Source organism: Collimonas humicola (assembly GCF_018304945.1).
GTDB classification, from domain to species: Bacteria; Pseudomonadota; Gammaproteobacteria; order Burkholderiales; family Burkholderiaceae_D; genus Collimonas; species Collimonas humicola.
The window spans coordinates 475,603-495,098 of the sequence record NZ_JAGQEE010000001.1 but is presented as its reverse complement, the minus strand read 5'-3'; the positions used below and the strand labels follow the sequence as shown (position 1 = coordinate 495,098).

Annotated in this window: 17 protein-coding genes; 11 read left to right on the top strand and 6 right to left on the bottom strand. The window is 58.3% G+C overall.

The window, feature by feature from the left end; all coding sequences use genetic code 11:
- Positions 1-207: 207 nt before the first annotated feature.
- A complete protein-coding gene (locus tag KHU30_RS02330; protein ID WP_211441028.1) occupies positions 208-882 on the bottom strand; it encodes a haloacid dehalogenase type II in 675 nt (224 codons plus the stop codon).
- Between the two features lie 82 nt (positions 883-964).
- Between KHU30_RS02330 and KHU30_RS02325 the strand changes: the two genes are divergently transcribed.
- From KHU30_RS02325 to KHU30_RS02305, 6 genes are all read left to right on the top strand, one after another.
- A complete protein-coding gene (locus KHU30_RS02325) occupies positions 965-1,489 on the top strand; it encodes a thermonuclease family protein (RefSeq protein ID WP_211441027.1) in 525 nt (174 codons plus the stop codon).
- A gap of 77 nt (positions 1,490-1,566) precedes the next feature.
- Positions 1,567-2,706, top strand: coding sequence for an NHL repeat-containing protein (locus KHU30_RS02320; protein ID WP_211441026.1), 1,140 nt, complete (start codon positions 1,567-1,569; stop codon positions 2,704-2,706).
- Between the two features lie 84 nt (positions 2,707-2,790).
- The gene (locus KHU30_RS25330; protein WP_268907161.1) at positions 2,791-2,922 is read left to right on the top strand and encodes a hypothetical protein; all 132 of its coding nucleotides are present in this window, start codon (positions 2,791-2,793) and stop codon (positions 2,920-2,922) included.
- A 469-nt stretch (positions 2,923-3,391) separates the two neighbouring features.
- A complete protein-coding gene (locus KHU30_RS02315) occupies positions 3,392-3,883 on the top strand; it encodes an Hcp family type VI secretion system effector (RefSeq protein ID WP_211441025.1) in 492 nt (163 codons plus the stop codon).
- Between the two features lie 353 nt (positions 3,884-4,236).
- Positions 4,237-5,112 (top strand): hypothetical protein, encoded by an 876-nt coding sequence (locus KHU30_RS02310; protein ID WP_211441024.1) that lies wholly within the window; start codon positions 4,237-4,239, stop codon positions 5,110-5,112.
- Positions 5,113-5,179: 67 nt separating this feature from the next.
- Positions 5,180-7,138 carry an exotoxin A binding domain-containing protein gene (locus KHU30_RS02305; RefSeq protein WP_211441023.1) on the top strand — a complete coding sequence of 653 codons (1,959 nt, stop codon included), beginning with the start codon at positions 5,180-5,182 and terminating at the stop codon, positions 7,136-7,138.
- 3 nt (positions 7,139-7,141) lie between these two features.
- Here the strand turns inward: KHU30_RS02305 and KHU30_RS02300 are convergent, their stop codons facing one another.
- Both KHU30_RS02300 and KHU30_RS02295 read right to left on the bottom strand, forming a co-directional pair.
- On the bottom strand, positions 7,142-9,229 hold the full coding sequence (locus KHU30_RS02300; RefSeq protein WP_230427157.1) for a TonB-dependent copper receptor: 2,088 nt from the start codon (positions 9,227-9,229) through the stop codon (positions 7,142-7,144).
- Positions 9,230-9,388: 159 nt separating this feature from the next.
- On the bottom strand, positions 9,389-9,802 hold the full coding sequence (locus tag KHU30_RS02295) for a PPC domain-containing DNA-binding protein (protein WP_211441021.1): 414 nt from the start codon (positions 9,800-9,802) through the stop codon (positions 9,389-9,391).
- A 141-nt stretch (positions 9,803-9,943) separates the two neighbouring features.
- On the opposite strand from KHU30_RS02295, the gene KHU30_RS02290 reads away from it, so the two are divergent.
- A complete protein-coding gene (locus KHU30_RS02290) occupies positions 9,944-10,582 on the top strand; it encodes a LysE family translocator (RefSeq protein WP_211441020.1) in 639 nt (212 codons plus the stop codon).
- Positions 10,583-10,633: 51 nt separating this feature from the next.
- Here KHU30_RS02290 and KHU30_RS02285 read toward each other — a convergent pair whose 3' ends face one another.
- The 3 genes from KHU30_RS02285 to KHU30_RS02275 form a co-directional block, all read right to left on the bottom strand.
- Positions 10,634-12,238 carry a flavin monoamine oxidase family protein gene (locus tag KHU30_RS02285; protein WP_211441019.1) on the bottom strand — a complete coding sequence of 535 codons (1,605 nt, stop codon included), beginning with the start codon at positions 12,236-12,238 and terminating at the stop codon, positions 10,634-10,636.
- Between the two features lie 113 nt (positions 12,239-12,351).
- Entirely contained in the window at positions 12,352-14,289 is a 1,938-nt protein-coding gene (locus KHU30_RS02280; RefSeq protein ID WP_211441018.1) for a thiamine pyrophosphate-binding protein, read from the bottom strand.
- A 441-nt stretch (positions 14,290-14,730) separates the two neighbouring features.
- Positions 14,731-15,207 carry an Lrp/AsnC family transcriptional regulator gene (locus KHU30_RS02275; RefSeq protein ID WP_211441017.1) on the bottom strand — a complete coding sequence of 159 codons (477 nt, stop codon included), beginning with the start codon at positions 15,205-15,207 and terminating at the stop codon, positions 14,731-14,733.
- 196 nt (positions 15,208-15,403) lie between these two features.
- Between KHU30_RS02275 and KHU30_RS02270 the strand changes: the two genes are divergently transcribed.
- The 4 genes from KHU30_RS02270 to KHU30_RS02255 all read left to right on the top strand — a co-directional run bounded on the left by KHU30_RS02270 (position 15,404) and on the right by KHU30_RS02255 (position 19,460).
- Positions 15,404-16,624 (top strand): amino acid aminotransferase, encoded by a 1,221-nt coding sequence (locus KHU30_RS02270; RefSeq protein ID WP_211441016.1) that lies wholly within the window; start codon positions 15,404-15,406, stop codon positions 16,622-16,624.
- 24 nt (positions 16,625-16,648) lie between these two features.
- Entirely contained in the window at positions 16,649-17,047 is a 399-nt protein-coding gene (locus KHU30_RS02265) for a RidA family protein (RefSeq protein WP_211441015.1), read from the top strand.
- A gap of 77 nt (positions 17,048-17,124) precedes the next feature.
- On the top strand, positions 17,125-18,243 hold the full coding sequence (locus KHU30_RS02260) for a porin (RefSeq protein WP_211441014.1): 1,119 nt from the start codon (positions 17,125-17,127) through the stop codon (positions 18,241-18,243).
- A gap of 71 nt (positions 18,244-18,314) precedes the next feature.
- Positions 18,315-19,460 (top strand): branched-chain amino acid ABC transporter substrate-binding protein, encoded by a 1,146-nt coding sequence (locus KHU30_RS02255; RefSeq protein ID WP_211441013.1) that lies wholly within the window; start codon positions 18,315-18,317, stop codon positions 19,458-19,460.
- Positions 19,461-19,496: the final 36 nt, after the last annotated feature.

Sequence of the window (19,496 nt, the reverse complement as noted above, 5' to 3'; positions counted from 1 at the left end):
GCTGTGGCTCCTGCATCAGGTAACGTGGGCGGACAAGAGTCCACCGCGTTACCGAAAATAATCCTCACACAGTTTCTGTGAGCGATACGCGAGCGAGATGAAATTTGACACTGCCCTGACAATCCACGACCAGCGAATTGCAGTGTGCTCCGCTTCCGGCCGGCAATCGATACGGAGGGATGTCATAGCTTGATCGGGTATCTGACCCTAGGTTTCGACCCAGTCCGCCAGCTGCTCCAGTCCTTGCACGACGTGATCAGGAGACTGGCCCAACTCGTCGAAGGTATTGCCTGCGCGGTTGATCCAGCACACGGGATAACCGAAATGGCGCGCTCCAGATGCATCCCAGGCGTTCGAAGAAACAAACAGGAGCTCGGAGCGGTGGCGCTGCATCTGTTGTTCGGCCAACTGGTAAACACTGTCATGCGGCTTGAAGATCCGGACGCCGTCGGCGCTGATCAGATGAGCGAAGCGATGTTCCAGCTGCGACGCCGCAACCACGCTGCGGATCGAATTGAGCGAGCCGTTGGAAAGAATCGCGAGCGGTATCGCCATCGCCTGCAGCCTGGCGAGCGCAGCCGGCACCTCGGGAAAGGGCTGGATCTTGAGATATTCCCGGCACAGCGCGGAGCAGGCCGCCTGGTCCAGAGGCAGTTTCAAGTGGCGCGACGCAAACACCAAGGCGTCATGCGTGACCTGTTCGAAATCGACATACGCCCCCATCAGGCTGCGCAGCCAGGTGTATTCAAGCTGCTTTTGCCGCCACACGGCGCTTATCTCGCGACCTCTGCCGGGATGGTAGTTGTCGCACGGCGCCGCCACCGAATGCACATCGTAAAGCGTGCCGTAGAGATCGAATACGATACCTCTTATATTTTTCATTGCCGTTCCTCTGTAAGCTCGCGTCTGACAGCAGTCCAGGCCGGCATCTCCTGCCGCCATAGAGATCACCCCTGCAGCGTAAATGAAAAAAATCTTTGCCGCTTTCCTTTTGCTCGCACCGCTGGCCGTGCATGCGCACAAGATCGTCCACATAGCCGACGGCGACAGCCTGACGCTGCAGGCCGGCCGCAAACGGCTCAAGCTGCGCCTGGCCGGCATCGACGCGCCGGAAATAAAACAGGCCTTCGGCCCGCAGGCCAGGCAATCACTGTACCAGCTATGCTGGGGCAAAGATGCGCGATACACCGCCAAAGCGATCGATCAATTCGGCCGTACCGTGGGGACGCTGCGCTGCGACGGCATTGACGTCAGCCGGGCCCAGGTGGAACGTGGCATGGCCTGGGCGGCTGCGCGCAGCGCAAACGGCAGCCGTCTGAAGAAGCTGGAGACGGCTGCCCGCAACGCAAGGACGGGACTATGGTCGGACCCGCATCCGCTCGCCCCTTGGCGCTTCCGTCACGGAACGGCCGCCGGCGCAGCCTGCCATATCGGGCCGCGCGGCGGCCGCTATCAATGGATTAACGGACGCAAGGTATACGGCTGCTAAATCATGTTAAATTTGCTTTATCTTAAATCCGAATCTCGCTCGCCGGTTTCGCCTGAGCTCAACCGATGCAAATCTCAATGCAACTACAAAAACTGTCCACCGGACTTTCCCTCTGCCTGCTTGGCCTGATGCTGGGCGGCTGCTGCAAAAACAATCAGACGGCCTCCTGCGACAACGCCGGCAGCAGCAACACCAGTGCCGGCAGCAGCGACGGCAGCGGCAATAGTGTGCGCTTTAACCAACCCACCGGGATTGCAGTCGACGCCGGCGGCAACCTGTTCGTCAGCGACACCGGCAATAACACCATCCGCAAAATCACTGCCGCCGGCGTCGCCACTACCGTCGCCGGAAGCGCAGGCAATGCCGGCAGCACGGATGGCGCCGCTCTGAGCGCGTTGTTCAACCAGCCCGGCGGCATTGCGGTCGATAGCGCGGGAAACCTGTATGTAGCAGACACCAGGAACAACACCATCCGCAAAGTGAGCCCGGCCGGCATCGTCTCGACCCTGGCCGGCAGCGCCGGACAAAGCGGCCAGGCTGACGGCATTGCGGGAAATGCCCGCTTCAACCAGCCTTGGGGCGTCGTGCTGGACCCAGCCGGCAACCTGTATGTCGCCGACACCGGCAACGATACCGTGCGCAAGGTCAGTCCGGCGGGCCAGGTCACGACGCTGGCGGGCGCTCCCGGCAGCGCCGGCAGCCAGGATGGCGCCGGCAGCAATGCCCAGTTCAATTTACCGCAAGGCATCGCCATTGACAGCGCGGCGAATCTGTATGTCACAGACACCAGCAACAACACGATCCGTAAATTGACCCAGGCCGGCGTCGTCAGCACGCTTGCCGGTACTGCCGGCAGCAGCGGCAGCAGCGACGGCAGCGGCCAGCGCGCCAGCTTCAGCCAGCCGAACGGCATCGTAGTGGATAGCTCTGGCAATATCCGCGTGGCGGACAGCGGCAACCAGCTGATACGCAGCGTCTCCGCTTCCGGCGTCGTCAGCACCCTCGCGGGGGCAGCCGACAATGCCGGCGCCACGGACGGCGGCGGCGACAAAGCCCGCTTCAGCCTGCCCAAGGGCATCGCCAGCGACACCGCCAACAACATGTATATTGCCGACACCGGCAACAACCTGCTGCGCAAGGTGACGCCGGCCGGCCAGGTCACCACCTTGCTATCAGGCGGCAACGGCTCGTCGTGCCTGTGCCTTTTCAATTTCTGATCTATATCGGCAGGCGCTGCATGCCCCGCGTCATTTTTTAAGAAAGACATCCGGCTGGATAAGCGAGCAGCCAATTGGCTAGCAATGAACGGCACCCAGATCCACCTCCTCGCCACCGGCATAGCGGTCCTGTTCATTGTTCTATTTCTGGTCAAAAGCGGCGACGGAAAGCAAGCGCATGGAATCAAGGCGCTCGCTGCGGCCATTGGCCTTTGAGCCGCCCTTGCCGACGCCGTTCTGGCATGGCTGGGAGTTTCTGACCAGGCAAGCACGCCCTTCAAAAGCACTGACCGGGCATTTCTTGTTATTCCGCTCAGTTACTTACAACAAAACCATCTATTCTGTAAATTTGTGGAAAAATTGCCAAATGAGCAGCGCAAGCTGGCGGGATTTATTGGACATTCGCTGAAATTGATGCGATAGTTGCACAATAGAAACTAATTAATTGCCCAGAAGATACAGTTGTTTGCAATTGAACATGCCAGACTGATATAAAGTCAATGTTGCATGCGTGAATTAAGCACTCAATCTGGCGCCGCTATCCAAAAATCCCGGCAGTCATTTTTGGTGACTGGAATTTTGTCCTGCGCTTGATCTTCATCAGACAGAACATTCTGTTTTAACTCGTCTGGCGGCGGCACGGCCAGCATCACTTAAGCCTCAAACTCAATAAGGGAGCATTACCATGGCAATCGACGTATACCTGCAAATCAACGGCATCAAAGGCGAATCGACAGACAGCGCCCACAAAGACTGGATCGAATGCAAATCGGTGCAATGGGAAGTGCTGCAGCCGAAGTCGGCTACGGCATCGACCGGCGGTGGCCACACAGCCGAGCGCTGCGAGCACAAGGACATCGTGATCACCAAGATCGCCGACCTGGCAACGCCTTTGCTGCTGCAGAACTGCTCGTCCGGCAAGACCATCGACAGCGCCAAGTTCGAATTCCTGCGCGCCGACGGCAAGGGCGACCGCATCAAGTACTTCGAAATCGAACTGTCGAACCTGCTGATCTCCGACGTCACGCCATCCGTTACAGAAGGCGATGTGCTGAGCGAAACGGTCAGCCTGAAGTACTCCAAGGTCAAATGGAAGTACACCCAGCAAAAAATCGGCGGCGGCTCCGGCGGCAATACTTCCGGCGGCTGGGACCTGTCGACCAACAAGATCGTGTAATTCCTGATACCGGCAAACAGAACCGCAGCATGTCGACGCTGCGGTTTTTTTTCGCCCTAGATTGCCAGACGCGCTTGCATCTCTTGCTGCCGGCAGCAACCCAGCTCCCCTATTCCAAATACGCGTAAACTGCCATCGCGAACAACTCGCGACGCGACGCTTTCCATCGATTTTATCGACACCACTATTGATAATGATTATCGTTTTCGATAAAATAACAACAATTCAACTTCACTGATTTACCCGCTTCTTGCCGGCGCTGCAGGTATCCGCCGCATCAACGCGCACTGCGCCGTTATCCGACAATGTCGCCGTTAGATAACGTGCCGCACGCACAGTGAGCATCTCGCCAGATGCTCATCTTCGATGTTCATCCAAAATCATTTTTTGCCAGCCGCACCGCCAGCAAGGACTTCACTTTGCGACACGGATCCGCGCTACGCGCGCCCTTCCCCGCAATTCATCGTTTCATTTTTACAGGGGGGATTCCCATGAGAAAACGCTTGCCTTATTTTTTCCGCACAACGTCCATTGTTGTTGCAGGATTATTCGTTGCGCCGGCATCGGCTGTCGAAACAAATCCCGAATCTTCTGACAGCGAAGACCAGGTGAAAGTGAAGCACGCTTTCGATGCCTTGCACTACTCCAAGGCAAGACACACTCTTGAGGCCTTATCGCCCATGGAACGCAAGAAACTGGTTTCGTCGCGGACTGCAAAAATTGCGCCGAAGCCGGCCAGGAGTTTTCTTCAGGGCGAGAGTGACGGCTGCATCAGCGCAGAGGACTATAGCGAGAATAGCGTCGGATTCAGAATGGGAATGAATCCTGACGGCGTGAAATTCAACGGCGGGATTTATAAAAAAAGGAATGGCGGCGAATCATTCGGCTCCCCTGCACCGGCCTCCCGCAAGCACTCCGCCTTTTGTGCATTGTCGTCTTCCGAAACAACATCGACAGGCCAGCCAGATCTGCTTGAATATCCGGGCCATGCACATAGCCTGAATACCCGGCCTCCTTTCAGCGATCGTCATTTGCCCGCTTCGGAACTGGGCGAATCACTGCGCAGGCAGCGATATGCAAACGGCCAGCCGCAACAGCTGGCGCCGCTTCCGTCGATGCCGGCGACGGTGGACACCTATCGCGAAGGCAGGTCAAGCCGCGCCCCTGGGCTGCCTGGCAGAGTGATCGTCACCACCCCCGGCGGGGGTCTGAAAATGAAGACGCAGTAGCCGCGGTCCTGCCCTCCCTTCCCGGGCCGCTTGCTTTAACAATGTTTTCACCATGTGAGGTAATTCCATGTCCAAATTCACGTCGCAATACTGGATCCATCTGCTCGGATGGCTTTTCCTGCTCGGAACCGGCAGCGCCAGGGCGAATACGATAGAGGGAAACTTCAGGCTTTGGGACGATTGCAGCAGCTATTGCCTGGTTTACGCCGCCCCTCATAAAATCTATCAGTCCCCGTTGGCCATGCAGGTTGCGCCGGATTCTCCCGGCAAGGAAGGCGTACTGCATTACTCCATGATGATGAAAGATTATGTGGGCAACGGCCAGGTCCTGGCTTTGCGCCTTGACGATGTCGCCACCGTCTTTGTCGAGCAGGAAAACCTGAGGCTGAGCCTGGTTGGCTCTGACGGCAAGCCCAGGAATTTTCAGTATGCGCGCCAAGGCGCGAAACATTGGTCGCTTAACTGGCTGGTGCCCGTTGGCGACGATGCTCCCACCAGCATCAAGGTCTTCTTCAAGAATCTTGACGGCCAGAACAAGGTCCTCTCCATCTCGCCTCTTTACAGCGTGGAAGTGGACGACAAGACACTGGCGCGCTGGCCCGCACTCGCCAACTTCTCTGTCACCCAGGAGAATATTACTCAGGGCCAGGGCTTGCTTGGAATACGACATGCAGGCGTCAGCTACGTCGCTGCTCCTGCGAGCCATGATCGTCATAAACGCTGGAGCGAGTGGCATAGCGGCAAGCTGCTCTGCCTGCTCGACCCTTTGGATGCCATTTACAACTACGTCACCCAGAACCGCTGCAGCCTGGGCGAAACCTGGGAAGGCGCAATCTATCAAACCCTTGCGGGCAAGCCTGTCGACCAGTACGCGCCACCGTCAGGCAAGCCGGTTATCGGCCAACGCATCCATTTTGCCAAGGGCAATGCTCTGGAAGCGCTGACCAGCCACCGGGTATGCGGCATACCTCTTGAGTCCTTGGCGCGCAGACGCAAGCCCAGAGGATGGGAAGAATGGTCTTCGTGCGGCAACCCCGCCGCCAATTTGATAGCCCTTTACATCGCCACCCGCTTGCCGCTCGACCAATTCCGTCAGGTGATTCATAACCTGGTTCATGGGCAAGCGGTCGCCGCGCCTGATCCGGTGCCTCTGGACGCCCTGAGAAGCGCGGTTCTTGAACGCCCGGAACTGGCCCGTCAAAGCATCGCCCAGGCCGCCGACATCTTCCGGAACTACCAGGCAGCCAATCCTGGCGCCAGTGCCGCCAACGCACAGCAGGCCGATGTGCTGGCCGTCACCTGCCCGACTGACGCGCGCCCGTGCGGTTCCGGCGCAAGCAGCGACGTGCTGGTCCAGCATGAAAACCCCACCGGAGCGCACTTTTTGAATGATGGGGAGCCGCCAAGCTTCACCGTACAAGGCACGCAAAACTGGAATTTGAACCGCCTGCAGGCTGCTCACCAGCGCCTGCTGGCGCAGGGATACGTTTTTGCGGGTTATCACGGCACCTCCCTGGAGGGCGCACAGAGTATTGTGTTTGGCGGAATCCATAACCGGCAGCAGGACCTTGAGGAAATCTGGAAAGGCCTGTACGTTGCCGGAGATCCTGCGGTTGCCTACGGCTATGCGCAGGATGCGGAAGGAGATGCGCGCGGCCGCATCCGCAACGGCACAATGCTGCGCATCTATGTCCCGCGCAGCGCTCTGCCACGGCTCTTTGCCACCAGTCTGCCGCTGGATCACCCTGGCGCTTCGCAAGAAGTTGCGCGTTTGATCGGCCATCCGCTTCCCTTGCTGTATGAATCGATCACAGGACCGGAAGCGGCAGGCGGCAATCGCCTCGAGACGATCCTGGGCTGGCAGCTCGCGGAGCAAGCGGTCGCCATTCCCTCGATGATCCCGACCGACAGCCGCACTGTCGGCAACCCCCTCGATCCCGCCACAGTCGCGCCTGAAGAAAAGCAGATCAGCAGCTTGCCGAATTACGCCACAAAGCCTGCGAAAGGCGGCAAGATGGAACTGTGAGCCTTAATACTTCACCCCCAGCTTCACCCAGGCGGTGCGGCCCTGGTCATTGATGGCGGTATTGGCTGCGTAGCCAAAGCCGGTATTGCCAGCCAGGTTGAGATGTTCCGCATACGCCTTGTTAAAAACGTTATCGATGCCGGCAACGATTTGCACCGATTTGGAAAATGCATAAGCTGCATTCATCGAAAAGACGCCAAAGCCCGCGCTCGGGCCGAAATCCTTGCCGACGACATTGCCTTCATTGATAGCGACCCGGTTTTGGGCTGACACCAGGCGCCACAGCGCGCCGAACGACCAGCGTTCGTCGTTGTAGTTCAAGGTAAGCCGCGCTTCAAGCGGCGGCATTTGCGGCAAGGCCTTGCCATCGCTGCGGTTGCGGCCCCAGGCATAGGCCAGCGAACTGTCAATCTTCCAATGCGGAGCGAAGCCATAGGACGCACCGAGCTCGCCGCCCATGATCTGCGCATCGACATTGCTGGCTTGAGATGTTGCGCCCATCGCGCCCGGCAGGTAAGAAAACAGGATGTAGTCGTTGACCACGCCGGCGTAAGCCGATGCCCAGGCCTGCCATGCGCCGGTTCTATACTGCGCGCCTATATCAAGCTGCGTGGTCTTTTCCGGACGGATGCCGGCAAAGGCATTGGGCGATCCGGCCGGCGCCATTTTCGGCGAGAACAATTCCCAGTAATCCGGAAAGCGCTCGGCATGCCCCAGTCCTGCGTAGAGGGTCCCGGCTTTCGACGGCAAATCGTATTCGTAGCGGACGAAGCCGCTCGGCAGGGTAACCCGGCGCTCCATATCGGCGGTAGGATTGGGCGCCGCCATCATGCCCTGCCCCAGCGTGCTGCGCTCATCCTTCACCGTCGCGTAATCGATGCGTGCGCCGCTGATGAGCCGCTGCCGCGGCGCCACAGACCAGGTCGCCTCGCCGAACATGCCGGCATTGCTGAACGCGGCATCCTTGTTCCACGGCTTTTGCGCATAGGTGCCGATGCCCATGCCGCTGCGCGCGCGGTGAGCGTTCTGCTGCATGTCAAAGCCCGTGACCAGGCTCAGTGCGTCGTCCCACTCCAGCGTCGCGGCGATCCTGGCGCCGACGGTGCGCCGGTCGACTTCCGACGCCATCGGCATTTTCATCATGCCGGCATTGGGATCCGGCTTGCGCAGGGTGTAGTTATCCATCAGGTGATCGGCATGGTTGTAATACGCCATCGCTTCGATCTTCGCGACGTGCTGGCTGACATTGCGCTTTTCGAACTTTGCGTTGAAACTGTGGCGCTTGAAACTGACCCCATCCATCCCGCGCCCAGCGTAAGCCGCCGAGCCGTCGCCAGCGCCGGCATTCAATTCCAGCAAGGTATCCGCATCCGGCGTAAAGCCGAGCGCAGCGTCCACATTCCATTTGTCCCAGCGCGACGCCACCGTTTGATTGTTGCCATCCTTGTAGTCGTTGGCCTTGGCATGATTGGCGATGACGCGCGTATAGACATCCGGCGTGCCGGCGGTAAGATCCGCTCTCTGCTCATTGCGGCCGTACGATCCGGCCGTCAGCCCGCCGTCAAAGCGGACAGGATTTTCGGTTTCTGAAAACCGTTCTGTCTTGCGCTCAAACAGCACCGTGCCAGCCGAAGCTCCCGGTCCCCAGATCACGCTTTGCGGCCCTTTGATAACAGTCAGCCTGTCGAAGCTTTCCGGCGAAATATAAGACGTCGGCGCATCCATGCGGCCAGGGCAAGCGCCCAGGATGGTGGTGCCGTCGTTCAGAATATTGATGCGCGAGCCGAACATGCCGCGCAGGACAGGATCGCCATTGGTGCCGCCGTTACGCACGGCGGAAAAGCCCGGGATGGTTTTCAGGTAATCGGCGCCGTCGCTGGCCGGTATCGGCTGCCGCGGCGCTTTCGGGTCGACCACGATGGTCAGAGGAGAAGTCTCCTGCGCCGCCGTGATGACGACTGTCGGCAGTACAGCTTCGTTCGTTGCCGCATCGCTGGCAATGGCGCCGGCAGTCAGCGCGCTGGAACTGACGACCGCTGCATGGATCAGCGCAGGCAGGAATTTAGGGCGGGCGTTTGGAACATAAGGCATGGGCATCCTATAAATGGCTGAGAAAAATTCCCGCCGAGTATAGAAGCGCATCCCTTCAAAAAGAATGCGGCTAATTGTCGCACCCTGTGACGCCAAGCGCGCCGTTCAAACCGGAGCAAGCTGGCGCGCCATTCAATTGATATGTGATCCCTGCCGGGCTCAAATGCCATCGGGACGTCGTTGCGGCGTTATCACCAACTCGTCGAAACCTGAAACCGCGTCCGGTTCACGGACAAAACGATGCTCCGGCAATAGCGCCACCAGCAGCTCGGCTGTCGTGCGCACAATGCATCCGGGTGCTACGTGGCCACCCAGCACGCAACCTTGCGCATCAGCTACCGTCATGTGGAGATGGGCGCCATCGACCGAGAGCGATCCGGCAAGTGTGAGTATCTCCAGGTCGCCGCGAAGTTCGGTAGCTTGTTTTGCGCCGGCAAATCGCAGCTGCGCAAGGGATAAACTGCCAATCCCCTGGAGCACAAAAGCGGCGCTGACGCCATGTTCGATCAGTACAGCTTCCAGAACCGAGCGCAGATCCTGTCCGGGAGCGAGACGTAGAGGTAGGGTTTGCATGGGACCATTACGCTTGATAGGCTTGGGAAAGATATTACATTGAATGACGCATGACCGGAGCGCCCGCAGCGCTGATCGAGCAGGAAGTGTAATATACATTCGGTCAGCAATTCCCTCCCGCCGTCCCAAGGAGACACTTCAATGAGCCCGTCAGCCGCCATCGCAGCCATTCTCGCTGCACTACTGATCGGGGCGATGAGCCCCGGCCCAAGTTTTGTGATTGTTGCCCGGCATTCAATCGGCCTGTCGCGCCGTGACGGCCTGGCCACGGCTGTCGCCATGGGGATAGGCGGCGTGTTCTTCAGCGGCATTGCCCTGGTCGGGCTCTATACCTTGCTGGCAACCGTGGGATGGCTCTATATGGGTCTCAAGATAGCCGGCGGGATTTATCTGATTTACCTGGCGTCCAAAATCTGGCGCGGTGCGGCGGCCCCGCTGGCCCTGGGCAGCAATCAGCCTGCAAGCGGCGGGAACGTGCGCAAATCTTTCTGGGTCGGCCTCAGTACGCAATTGAGCAATCCGAAGACGGCCGTTGCCTATGGCAGCATCTTTGCGGCGCTGCTTCCCCAGCACCCGCCCCTTTGGTGTTATTTCGCCCTGCCGCCGCTGGTTTTTGCCATCGAAGCCGGCTGGTACGCAGTCGTCGCCCTGTGTTTTTCCAGCAAACGGCCGCGTGAACTTTATTTGAAAGCGAAAACAAAGATCGACCGTGTCGCCGCCGGCGCCATCGCGGCTCTTGGACTCAGGCTGCTGTTTACCGCACATAGAACCGGCATTTAAGTCGCACCCATGAAAAAAAACCCGGAAACTTCCGGGTTTTCCTTGCCTGGTTCAGGGATTCTTTAATTTATCCAGCCCAAATTTCTCCAGCATCATATCCGCGGTTTGCAACGCCCCCTCGACCCAGCCCTGCGCATCGGAATAGGCCTCGCCGCAAATATACAAGGGCTGCCGGCCGATCGGCTGGATGATCTTTTGTTTCACCTCCCAGCTCTTTACGCCGATGTTCCAGCTATTCCAGCCGCCGCCAAAGGGATCATCGCCCCAATCGCGGAAACAGGCATCTTGTACCTTCGGTGTGTAACTCAAGCCATGCATGGTCGCCAACTGGCGCGCCACTTCGGTAACCATGCGATATGGCGCCTGGTGCTGGTCCCACTCCAGCTCCGGATTCGGCTTGCGGTTTTCGGCCACAAACGGTTCACTCACTTTGGCGACAGACTGCCCCCTGGCCTTGTGTTGATGCCTTTGCGGCCGCAAGCCGTCCCAGAATCCGGTATTGTCGCCATCGTCATAACTGGCCAGCAACATCGCGGGGCCGGTCTTGACGGGCGTGCCATCGCTTTTCGGCCAGTAATAGGTTTGCCTCACCGGAATATCAGTGACGCTGCGGCCGGCCTCTACCGGCACTACGCTGCCGTCAGGCTTGCTATATCCGGCTGCGCGCCACCAAGGATTGGCATAGGTGGTAAATAATTTAAACAGCGGACGCGGTGTGACGGAAGAGATCAAGCCGTTGATTTCCTGCAGGATCGGGCTGCTGTCAGCAAGCAGATCCAGCGAGCGGCGCGGCATGGCCAGGATCACGGAGCTGGCGCGGACCGACTTGCCGTCGGCCTGGAATTGAACTGCGCCATCCAGGCTTTCAAGCGCCGACACGCTGCTGTTCAAACGTACCTCGCCGCCTGCCTCGATGAATAATTTCGCCAGAACCCGGGGCACTTCCTGAAAGCCTTTGGTGAACCCCTTGTAAACCGGCTGAACTCCGAAGTCAGACAAATACCAGGGGATGGCGTCGGCGGCGTTCCAATTGCTCATGGTGGAGTCATACCCGCCCGCGTCCAACGAATATTGATACGATTCGCCGTTAATGACGCGCATCAGCACGTTCCAGAATCCCTGCTGATACAGCGGTTTTCCGGAGAAAGTGGCTTGCTGCGCCATTTCGCGACGCTGGTCTTCGGTAAGATCCGGATTGGTTATGCCCGGCACAATCTGCTCAATTGCATTAATCATGACGGAACCGGCGGTTTGCCCGTGATTCGGAAAGCCAAGCCGGTACGGAACCTTGTCCGGATTGGTAGTGAATTCGGACAGGCGCAAATAAGTGCCGCGCAGATAAGCGATGTTTTGCGGTTCGTCAACCGGGAAGGGATACAGCTTGATTTGCTCGCTATCCGGCAGCAAATGATTCAGCGCATCGATCAAGGTACTGATCAGCGGCTGTACCTTGGGCAGAATCCGCATGCCGCCCAGTTCCGCCACCATGTTGGGGATCCCGGGCGGCGTCACCGACAGCAAACGCCCGCCAATATGATCGCTGCCTTCGAACACCACGATTTTTTGTCTCGGGTTGGCTTGTTTCAACCGCCAAGCGCTATATACGCCGGAAACCCCGCCGCCAACGATGGCGATATCGATTTTTTCATCTGCCATGATGCGTAATCCCCTTTTTTTCGATTAAGTGGAAGAACGAATCCCTGGGCCCGGCCGGACAGCATGTCAAAACCCGGTTGCACCCTGGGCACCGCATTTGCCGCCAACGCTGCTTAGAAAATCACTGGTGCATTCTGATTATCGCCAGGCCCTGCGCCAGCAAGCAGCTGTCCTTGCTGGTGGAAAAAATTCAAGGCGGGTTGCACCGGCGCTCTTGCTTGCCTAGCTTGTTTGCCGGTGTCGTCATCCGTGCTGGGCGGCGGCGGCGGATTCTGGGCGGTGCGCATATCCAGAACGTAAGCTTGCTGATGCTGCAGGACATGATCCATGCCGCGCCGCACGGCTGCTTTGACGCCTTCCGGCGTGTCGACCACCTCGCCGCTTAGGCCGCCCAGCGCCTTTGCAATGGCGACAAAATCCATCACCGGACTTTGTATGCGCAGATAGGACGGGTCCGTATTGTTGTCTTTGGGATGCCATTCATAGCCGGGCGCGGTGCCATACGCCGCGACCAGCTGTTGCAAGCCGTTTTGCAGGGTGTGGTATTCGTGATTATTGGTGATGATGTACAGCACCGCCAATTTGCGATGCGCCGCGGTCCACCAGGTTTGCGGATAAAACAGCGACGAACCGTCGCCCACCGCCGCCACCACAAACTCGGCATCGATCTGCTGCCAGCCTTGCGGACTTAGCTTGATGCCGAGCGACGCCGGCATCGACCAGCCCAGCGAACCGCCGCCAACGCAGTAATAACTGATCGGCGCGGCGCCTTCCGTGCCGAACGGCAGCAGGTACTGGAACGGTGCGGGATCGGAAACCGCCTCGTGCACATAGACAAATTTCCGGTTCAGACTGCGTTGCTTGATTTCTTCACGCAAAGCCTGGGCAATGACTACCGCCAAAATATTCGGCGCCGCCAATGCTTCAACAAAATACTTATCCCACTGTACCCGCCGCTGCGCCGCCAGCACGGCCAGTTTCGCATTGCGTGCCGCGGCCGGCGCTGACGGAGCGCTGCCTACCTGCGCATTGATCAGCGGCAGCGTTGCTTTGATGTCGCCAAACACCGCCGCTTCGCCATAATAATTTTTGCCTATATCCCAAATATTATTGCTGAGATAAACCTGCCTGACAGCGGGAGGAATCAGAGCCCCATCCGAATATTTAAAAATCGTGATCTGCGCCTGGTTGCTAAAACCGCACAGAAATGCCACGTCATGATCCTTGAAGACACCTTGCACGCCGGCTTGCGTACCCGGCAGCTCACCCTGCCAATGGCTATCATCATTTGGGAAATTCGCCACGGCGCTAAAGGTTTGCAGCAATACGGGCGCCCCGATCAGCTCCGCCATTTGCTGCAGTTCCGGCCAGGCGTTGGCATAGCCGACCGCATCGCCGGCGATGATGATGGGATTTCTTGCCTCCTTGAGCGCATTGGCAACCTGGGCAATCGACTCCGGCGCGCCGGTGAAATGCGGCGAAATGCGCGTTACGCCTTTGATCTTGTCGTCAGCGCCGATTTCGCGCATGGTGAATTCCCAGGGAATCGATACGAATACCGGGCCGTTCGGCGCCGCCATCGCTTCTTTAAAGGCCCGTTGCAGTACCAGCGGAAGCTCTTCGGCAGCGCGCACTTCGTGCGCCCATTTGGTGTATTGCCTGGCCAAATCAACCAGATTGGATGCCAGCAGCGGTTCCTGGGTCACCAGTTCATTTTGCTGCTGGCAGCACAAAATCACCAGCGGCACCTGCGAGCGAGAGGCATTGAATAAATTGCCGATGCTGTGCGCAATACCCGGTGTGACGTGTACCACCAGCACCCCAGGCAATCCGGTCATGCGCGCAGACCCCATTGCCGCACCGAGTGCGATGTTTTCATGCAGGCACTCAATGTACTCCACCTTGTTTTCCGGATAGGAGGTGCCATCGATAATTGGAATCTCGTTGGTTCCCGGCACACCGAAAATATGGTGAATGCCAAGTTCGCTCAAGATGTCGAAAACATAGTCGCGCGCCCAGCGCGTCGGTGCCTGCCCAAGCTTATCCGCCATTTGTTCCCCCTATTTAGACCAAGTTATCCAGCTAAGAAATGACCGGACCGCACATGCATCTATCTCTGCCGTTCAAGCGACGACAGCCTGCTCTGCTTCTTTGTCTCAATACCGTGATGAACTGTCGGCAAAGCTCCCCGCCGATCCGCAGCCAGTGCCTACGGATATCGGCAAACGCGGTCTTCTCGTTCGCCAACTGCGCCGCTATCGCTGCGGCGATGTCGTCAAACGATGAGTGAAGGGGATGGGAAGCGATGCGGACAATTGTATGCCGGTATTTCCACAGGGAAACCTGACACAATTGATAGGTGGACAATCCTTGATATTGTGCTTCTCCGACGAGCTGCCACGCATAGGCAATGGCAGTGCCAGGTAAAAGGGCAATCGAGCCCTTAATTGAACCCTTATCTCTGCACGTTATTCAACTGCATTGTCGATTTTTCATGAAAACGGCTTGATCAAGTCGAGCACCGATCCATCCTTCTTCAGCGTCGCCAGCACGATGCTGGAATCGGTCGACATGACGCCTGGCGTTTTATGTAATTTGTGCTGCACAAAATCGGAATAATGATCGAGATTTCTGACACGAACGGTCAGCACATAGTTGGTGGTGCCAGTCACGATCCGCGCTTCCACCACCTCCGGCCAGCGGCTTAGCGAACTCACGAAATTTTCATGCCAGCGTTCAACATCATGCCGCATGGATACATTTACCAATGCCTCGAATTCCAGGCCGACTTCTTTCGACGAAATCACACATCGATACCCGGCAATGACTCCAGCATCTTCCATTAATTTCACGCGCCTGAAGCAGGCGGAGGCGGACAAATTCACTGCTTCAGCCAGCTCCTGGTTGGTGATTTTTGCATTTTGTTCCAGGTGTCGCAGGATGCGCAGATCTACGGGATCAAGATTCATATTGAAAATTCCACCGAAAAACCAACGATAAACGGAATTATTTTGCGTATTTCGCCCAATTCGCGCTGCAAAGAGGAGAAATATTAAGCGCCCTCCTTGATACCATATTTTTCAATAAAAGACATGCCTGCAGGCGGAAAAGAAGGCGATCCAGCTTAGCGGCAGACACATCCATCATCCACGGAGACCGTAAGCAATGTTCAAGCACATCCCGCCATACCCGGGCGACCCGATCATGTCCCTGTTCGAGGCGTTCCAGGCCGATCCGCGCGCCAGCAAGGTCAATCTCAGCATCGGCCTGTACTACGACAGCAGCAACAGCATCCCGGTGCTCGACAGCGTGCGCCGGGCGAAAGCCATGCTGGCGAACGAGGACAGGCCGCATACCTACCTGCCGATTGAAGGCATGGCGCAATACAGGCAGCTGTTGCAGGAAATCGTGTTCGGCAAGGATAGCCCGGCGCTGAGCGACGGGCGTGTAGCCACCATCCAGTCAGTCGGCGGCTCCGGCGCTTTACGGGTGGGCGCCGAATTCCTGAAGACCTATTTTCCCGGCAGCGCGATCTGGGTCAGCGATCCGACATGGGACAACCATCAAGTGCTGTTTGCCGGCGCCGGCCTGGAGATCCGCAGTTATCCGTACTACGACGCGCTTACCAACAGCCTCAAGTTCGAGCAGATGCTGGCCTGCATAGCGACCCTGCCGGCGCATGCCATCGTACTGCTGCAACCTTGCTGCCATAACCCGACCGGCATCGACCTCTCGCGGGAGCAATGGCAGCAATTGATCCCGCTGCTGCAACAGCGCCAGCTGATTCCTTTCGTGGACATGGCCTATCAAGGCTTCGGCGACGGTATCGAGGAAGACGCCTGGGCAATCCGGGCGATGGCAGATGCCGGCTTGTCGTTCGTGGTCAGCAATTCCTTCTCGAAGAATTTTTCCCTGTATGGCGAACGCTGCGGCGGCTTGTCCTTCGTCGCCGCCAGCGCAAGCGAAGCGGCGACCGTGCTGGGACAGCTGAAGGCAACTGTGCGCAGGATGTATTCCAGCCCGCCGCTGCATGGCGCGCGGCTGATTTCGACTGTGCTCGGCAGTCCAGGGCTGGCAGCCAACTGGAGCGCGGAAGTCGGGCAGATGCGGGCTCGCATCAAGCACATGCGGGGTCGGCTCCAGCAACTGCTGCTGCAACAGCTGCAGCCAGCCGAGGTCGCCTACCTGACTGCGCAGCGCGGCATGTTCAGCTACACCGGCCTGACGCCGGCGGAAGTCGACCTGTTGCGCGAACAGCAAGGCGTGTACCTGCTGCGTTCCGGCCGCATGTGCGTAGCCGGACTCAACGACGCCAATATCGAACATGTCGCCGCCTCGCTTGCTGATGTGCTGCTGGCACGCGGACAGCAGCGCGCGCTTGCCTGACAACGAAGCCGAAGGGAACTTACCATGCCAGACATCATTGAAACCGGCTTGCCGACACCGGCGCAGCCTTTTTCCTGGGCCACCCACGCCAATGGCGTGATGTTCACCACCCACGGCCCGGTCGACGCCGACGGCAAGATTGCCGGCGCCGACATCAGCGCGCAAACCCGGCTGACGCTGGACAATCTGGCGACCACGGTCGCGGCCGCCGGCAGCAGCCTGGAAGACGTGCTGCAAGTCCTGATCTACATGGATTGCGCGCAAGACATGCCGGTCATCGACGCCATTTATCGCGAGTATTTTTACGCCCCGCATCCGAATCGCAGCAGCATCGCGGTCAAGGGTTTCGCGCATCCAGACATGCTGATCGAAATGGTTGCCTATGTACGGATACCGGACCAGGCGGAGCCAGCGTCGCCCTGACAACACCGTTTCCGTCTCTCCACACAAAAAAACATATGGAGAGACTTCATTCGAAGTAAACCAAGGAGGAGATAAACATGAGGAAATTCCCAATGCAGCTGGCGGCAGGCATGCTGATCGCGGGCAGCGCCACAGCGCAAACGTCCGTGACCATCTACGGCATCGCCGACATGTCGCTCGACCGCTTTTCCGGTAGCAACGGCGGCTTGCAATCAAACGCCGCTGTCACCCGCCTCGATTCGAACGCCAGCAATAATTTGGCGGGCAGCCGCCTCGGCTTCAAGGGCAAGGAAGACCTGGGCGGCGGACTCAGCGCCGATTTCAAGCTGGAAATGGGGATCCGCATGGATACCGGCGCCTCTGAACAAGGCGGCGTGATGTTCGGCCGTGCTTCCAACGTCGGCTTAAACGGCGGCTTCGGCTCGGTCCATCTCGGACGCCAGGATACGCCGGCATTCGAGCTGCTCAACAACGTCGACCCGATGGGCGTCGGCCTGGCCGGCTCGGCCGGCAATATCCAGATCGGCAACAAGGCATTGTTTCCGGTCGGCGGATTGAAAGGCGTACCGGAACAAGGCTGGCTCGGCCTGGGGGCAATCCGGGCCAACAACAGCATCCGTTATGATTCGCCCAACTTCAGCGGCTTTAGCGGCAGCCTGCTGTATAGCCTGGGCGAAGTGGCCGGGTCCAGCCAAGGCAATGTCGGCGTGGCCGGCCTGAGTTACAAGCAAGGTCCGCTATACCTCGGCTACGTCCACATCACCGATCATGGCGCCGGGGTCGTCAGTCCAGGCACGCTCGGCTTCCATCAAAGGAGCGATGCCCTTGGCCTTACTTATGACTTTGGCCCCGCCAAGCTGTACACGTTGGCCGCCACCAAGACGGCTGACTCTGCCGGCATTGTCGACAAGGCCAACTATTACCTGCTAGGCGTCAGCGCTCCGCTTGGGCAGAACAGTCAAATAATGGCAAGCTGGAATCGCTCCGCCGGCCGCAACTCCAACGCGAACAGCGCCGATCAATACGGCCTGGGCTATCTGTATTCCCTGTCGAAACGGACCACCCTCTATACTTCAGTCGCCAAGATCATCAATAAAGGCAGCGCCGCCTTCGGTATCGACGGCTACGACGGTCACGATGGCGGTGCTTTCGATTATTCAACGCTGTTCAACGTAGGCATTACCCATTCTTTTTGATGTTGACGATCGAGCCGCAATGCAAGCATTTTTCAGCGGCCGGATATTTTTATAATGATCAGGAGACGTATATGCAACTCAATACAAAAATGATTTCCCTATGCGGAACGATGGCGCTTACCTTGGCCGGCATGGCGTCTGCCCAGGAACAAGTCGTCAGAATCGGGCACGTTGGCCCGCTCACCGGCGCTATTGCCCACCTGGGCAAGGACAATGAAAACGGCGCCCGCATGGCGATCGACGAATTGAACGCCAAAGGCATCGTGCTGGACGGCAAAAAAACAAAATTCGAACTGGCGTCGGAAGACGACGGCGCCGATCCCAAACAGGCAACCTCGGTGGCCCAGAAACTGGTCGACGCCCGCGTCAGCGGCGTGATCGGCCACATGACTTCGGGCACCACGATCCCGGCGTCGAAGATCTACTACGATGCCGGCATTCCCCAAATCTCGCCATCGGCAACCAATCCGAAATACACCCGGCAAGGTTTCAACACAGCCTTCCGCGTAGTCGCCAACGACGGTCAGCTGGGCGGCGCCTTGGGCCGCTATGCCGCGCAATCCCTGAAAGCCAAAAACGTGGCCGTCATCGATGACCGTACCGCCTATGGTCAAGGGGTTGCGGAAGAATTCAGCAAGGCCGCAAAAGCCGCAGGCGTAACGATCGTTACAACCCAGTTCACCAACGATAAGGCTACCGACTTTACCGCGATCCTGACCGCGATCAAAGCCAAGAATCCTGACATGGTGTTCTTCGGCGGCATGGATGCTGTCGGCGGACCGATGCTGCGTCAGATGAAACAGCTGGGCATCAAGAGCAAGTTCATGGGCGGCGACGGCTTGTGCAGCTCGGATCTGCCGAAATTGGCTGGCGACGGCCTCGAAGACGAGCAAGTCGTTTGCGCGGAGGCCGGCGGCGTGCCTGACTCCGAGAAAAAAGCCATGGATGACTTCAAGGCCGCGTACAAGAAAAAATTCAACCAGGACGTCGTGATCTACGCACCGTATGTCTACGATTCGCTGATGACCATGGCCGATGCCATGCAAAAAGCCGGTTCCGCCGATCCGAAAAAATACCTGCCGATCCTGGCCAAGCTCAGTCACAAGGGCGTCACCGGCAATATTGCCTTCGATTCAAAAGGCGATATCAAGGACGGCTCCTTGACTTTGTACACGTACAAGGGCGGCGCGCGTACCAAGATCGCCACGGTCAAGTAGGAGCTGCAAGCGGCGCTCCTGGCGCCTTCCATCCAC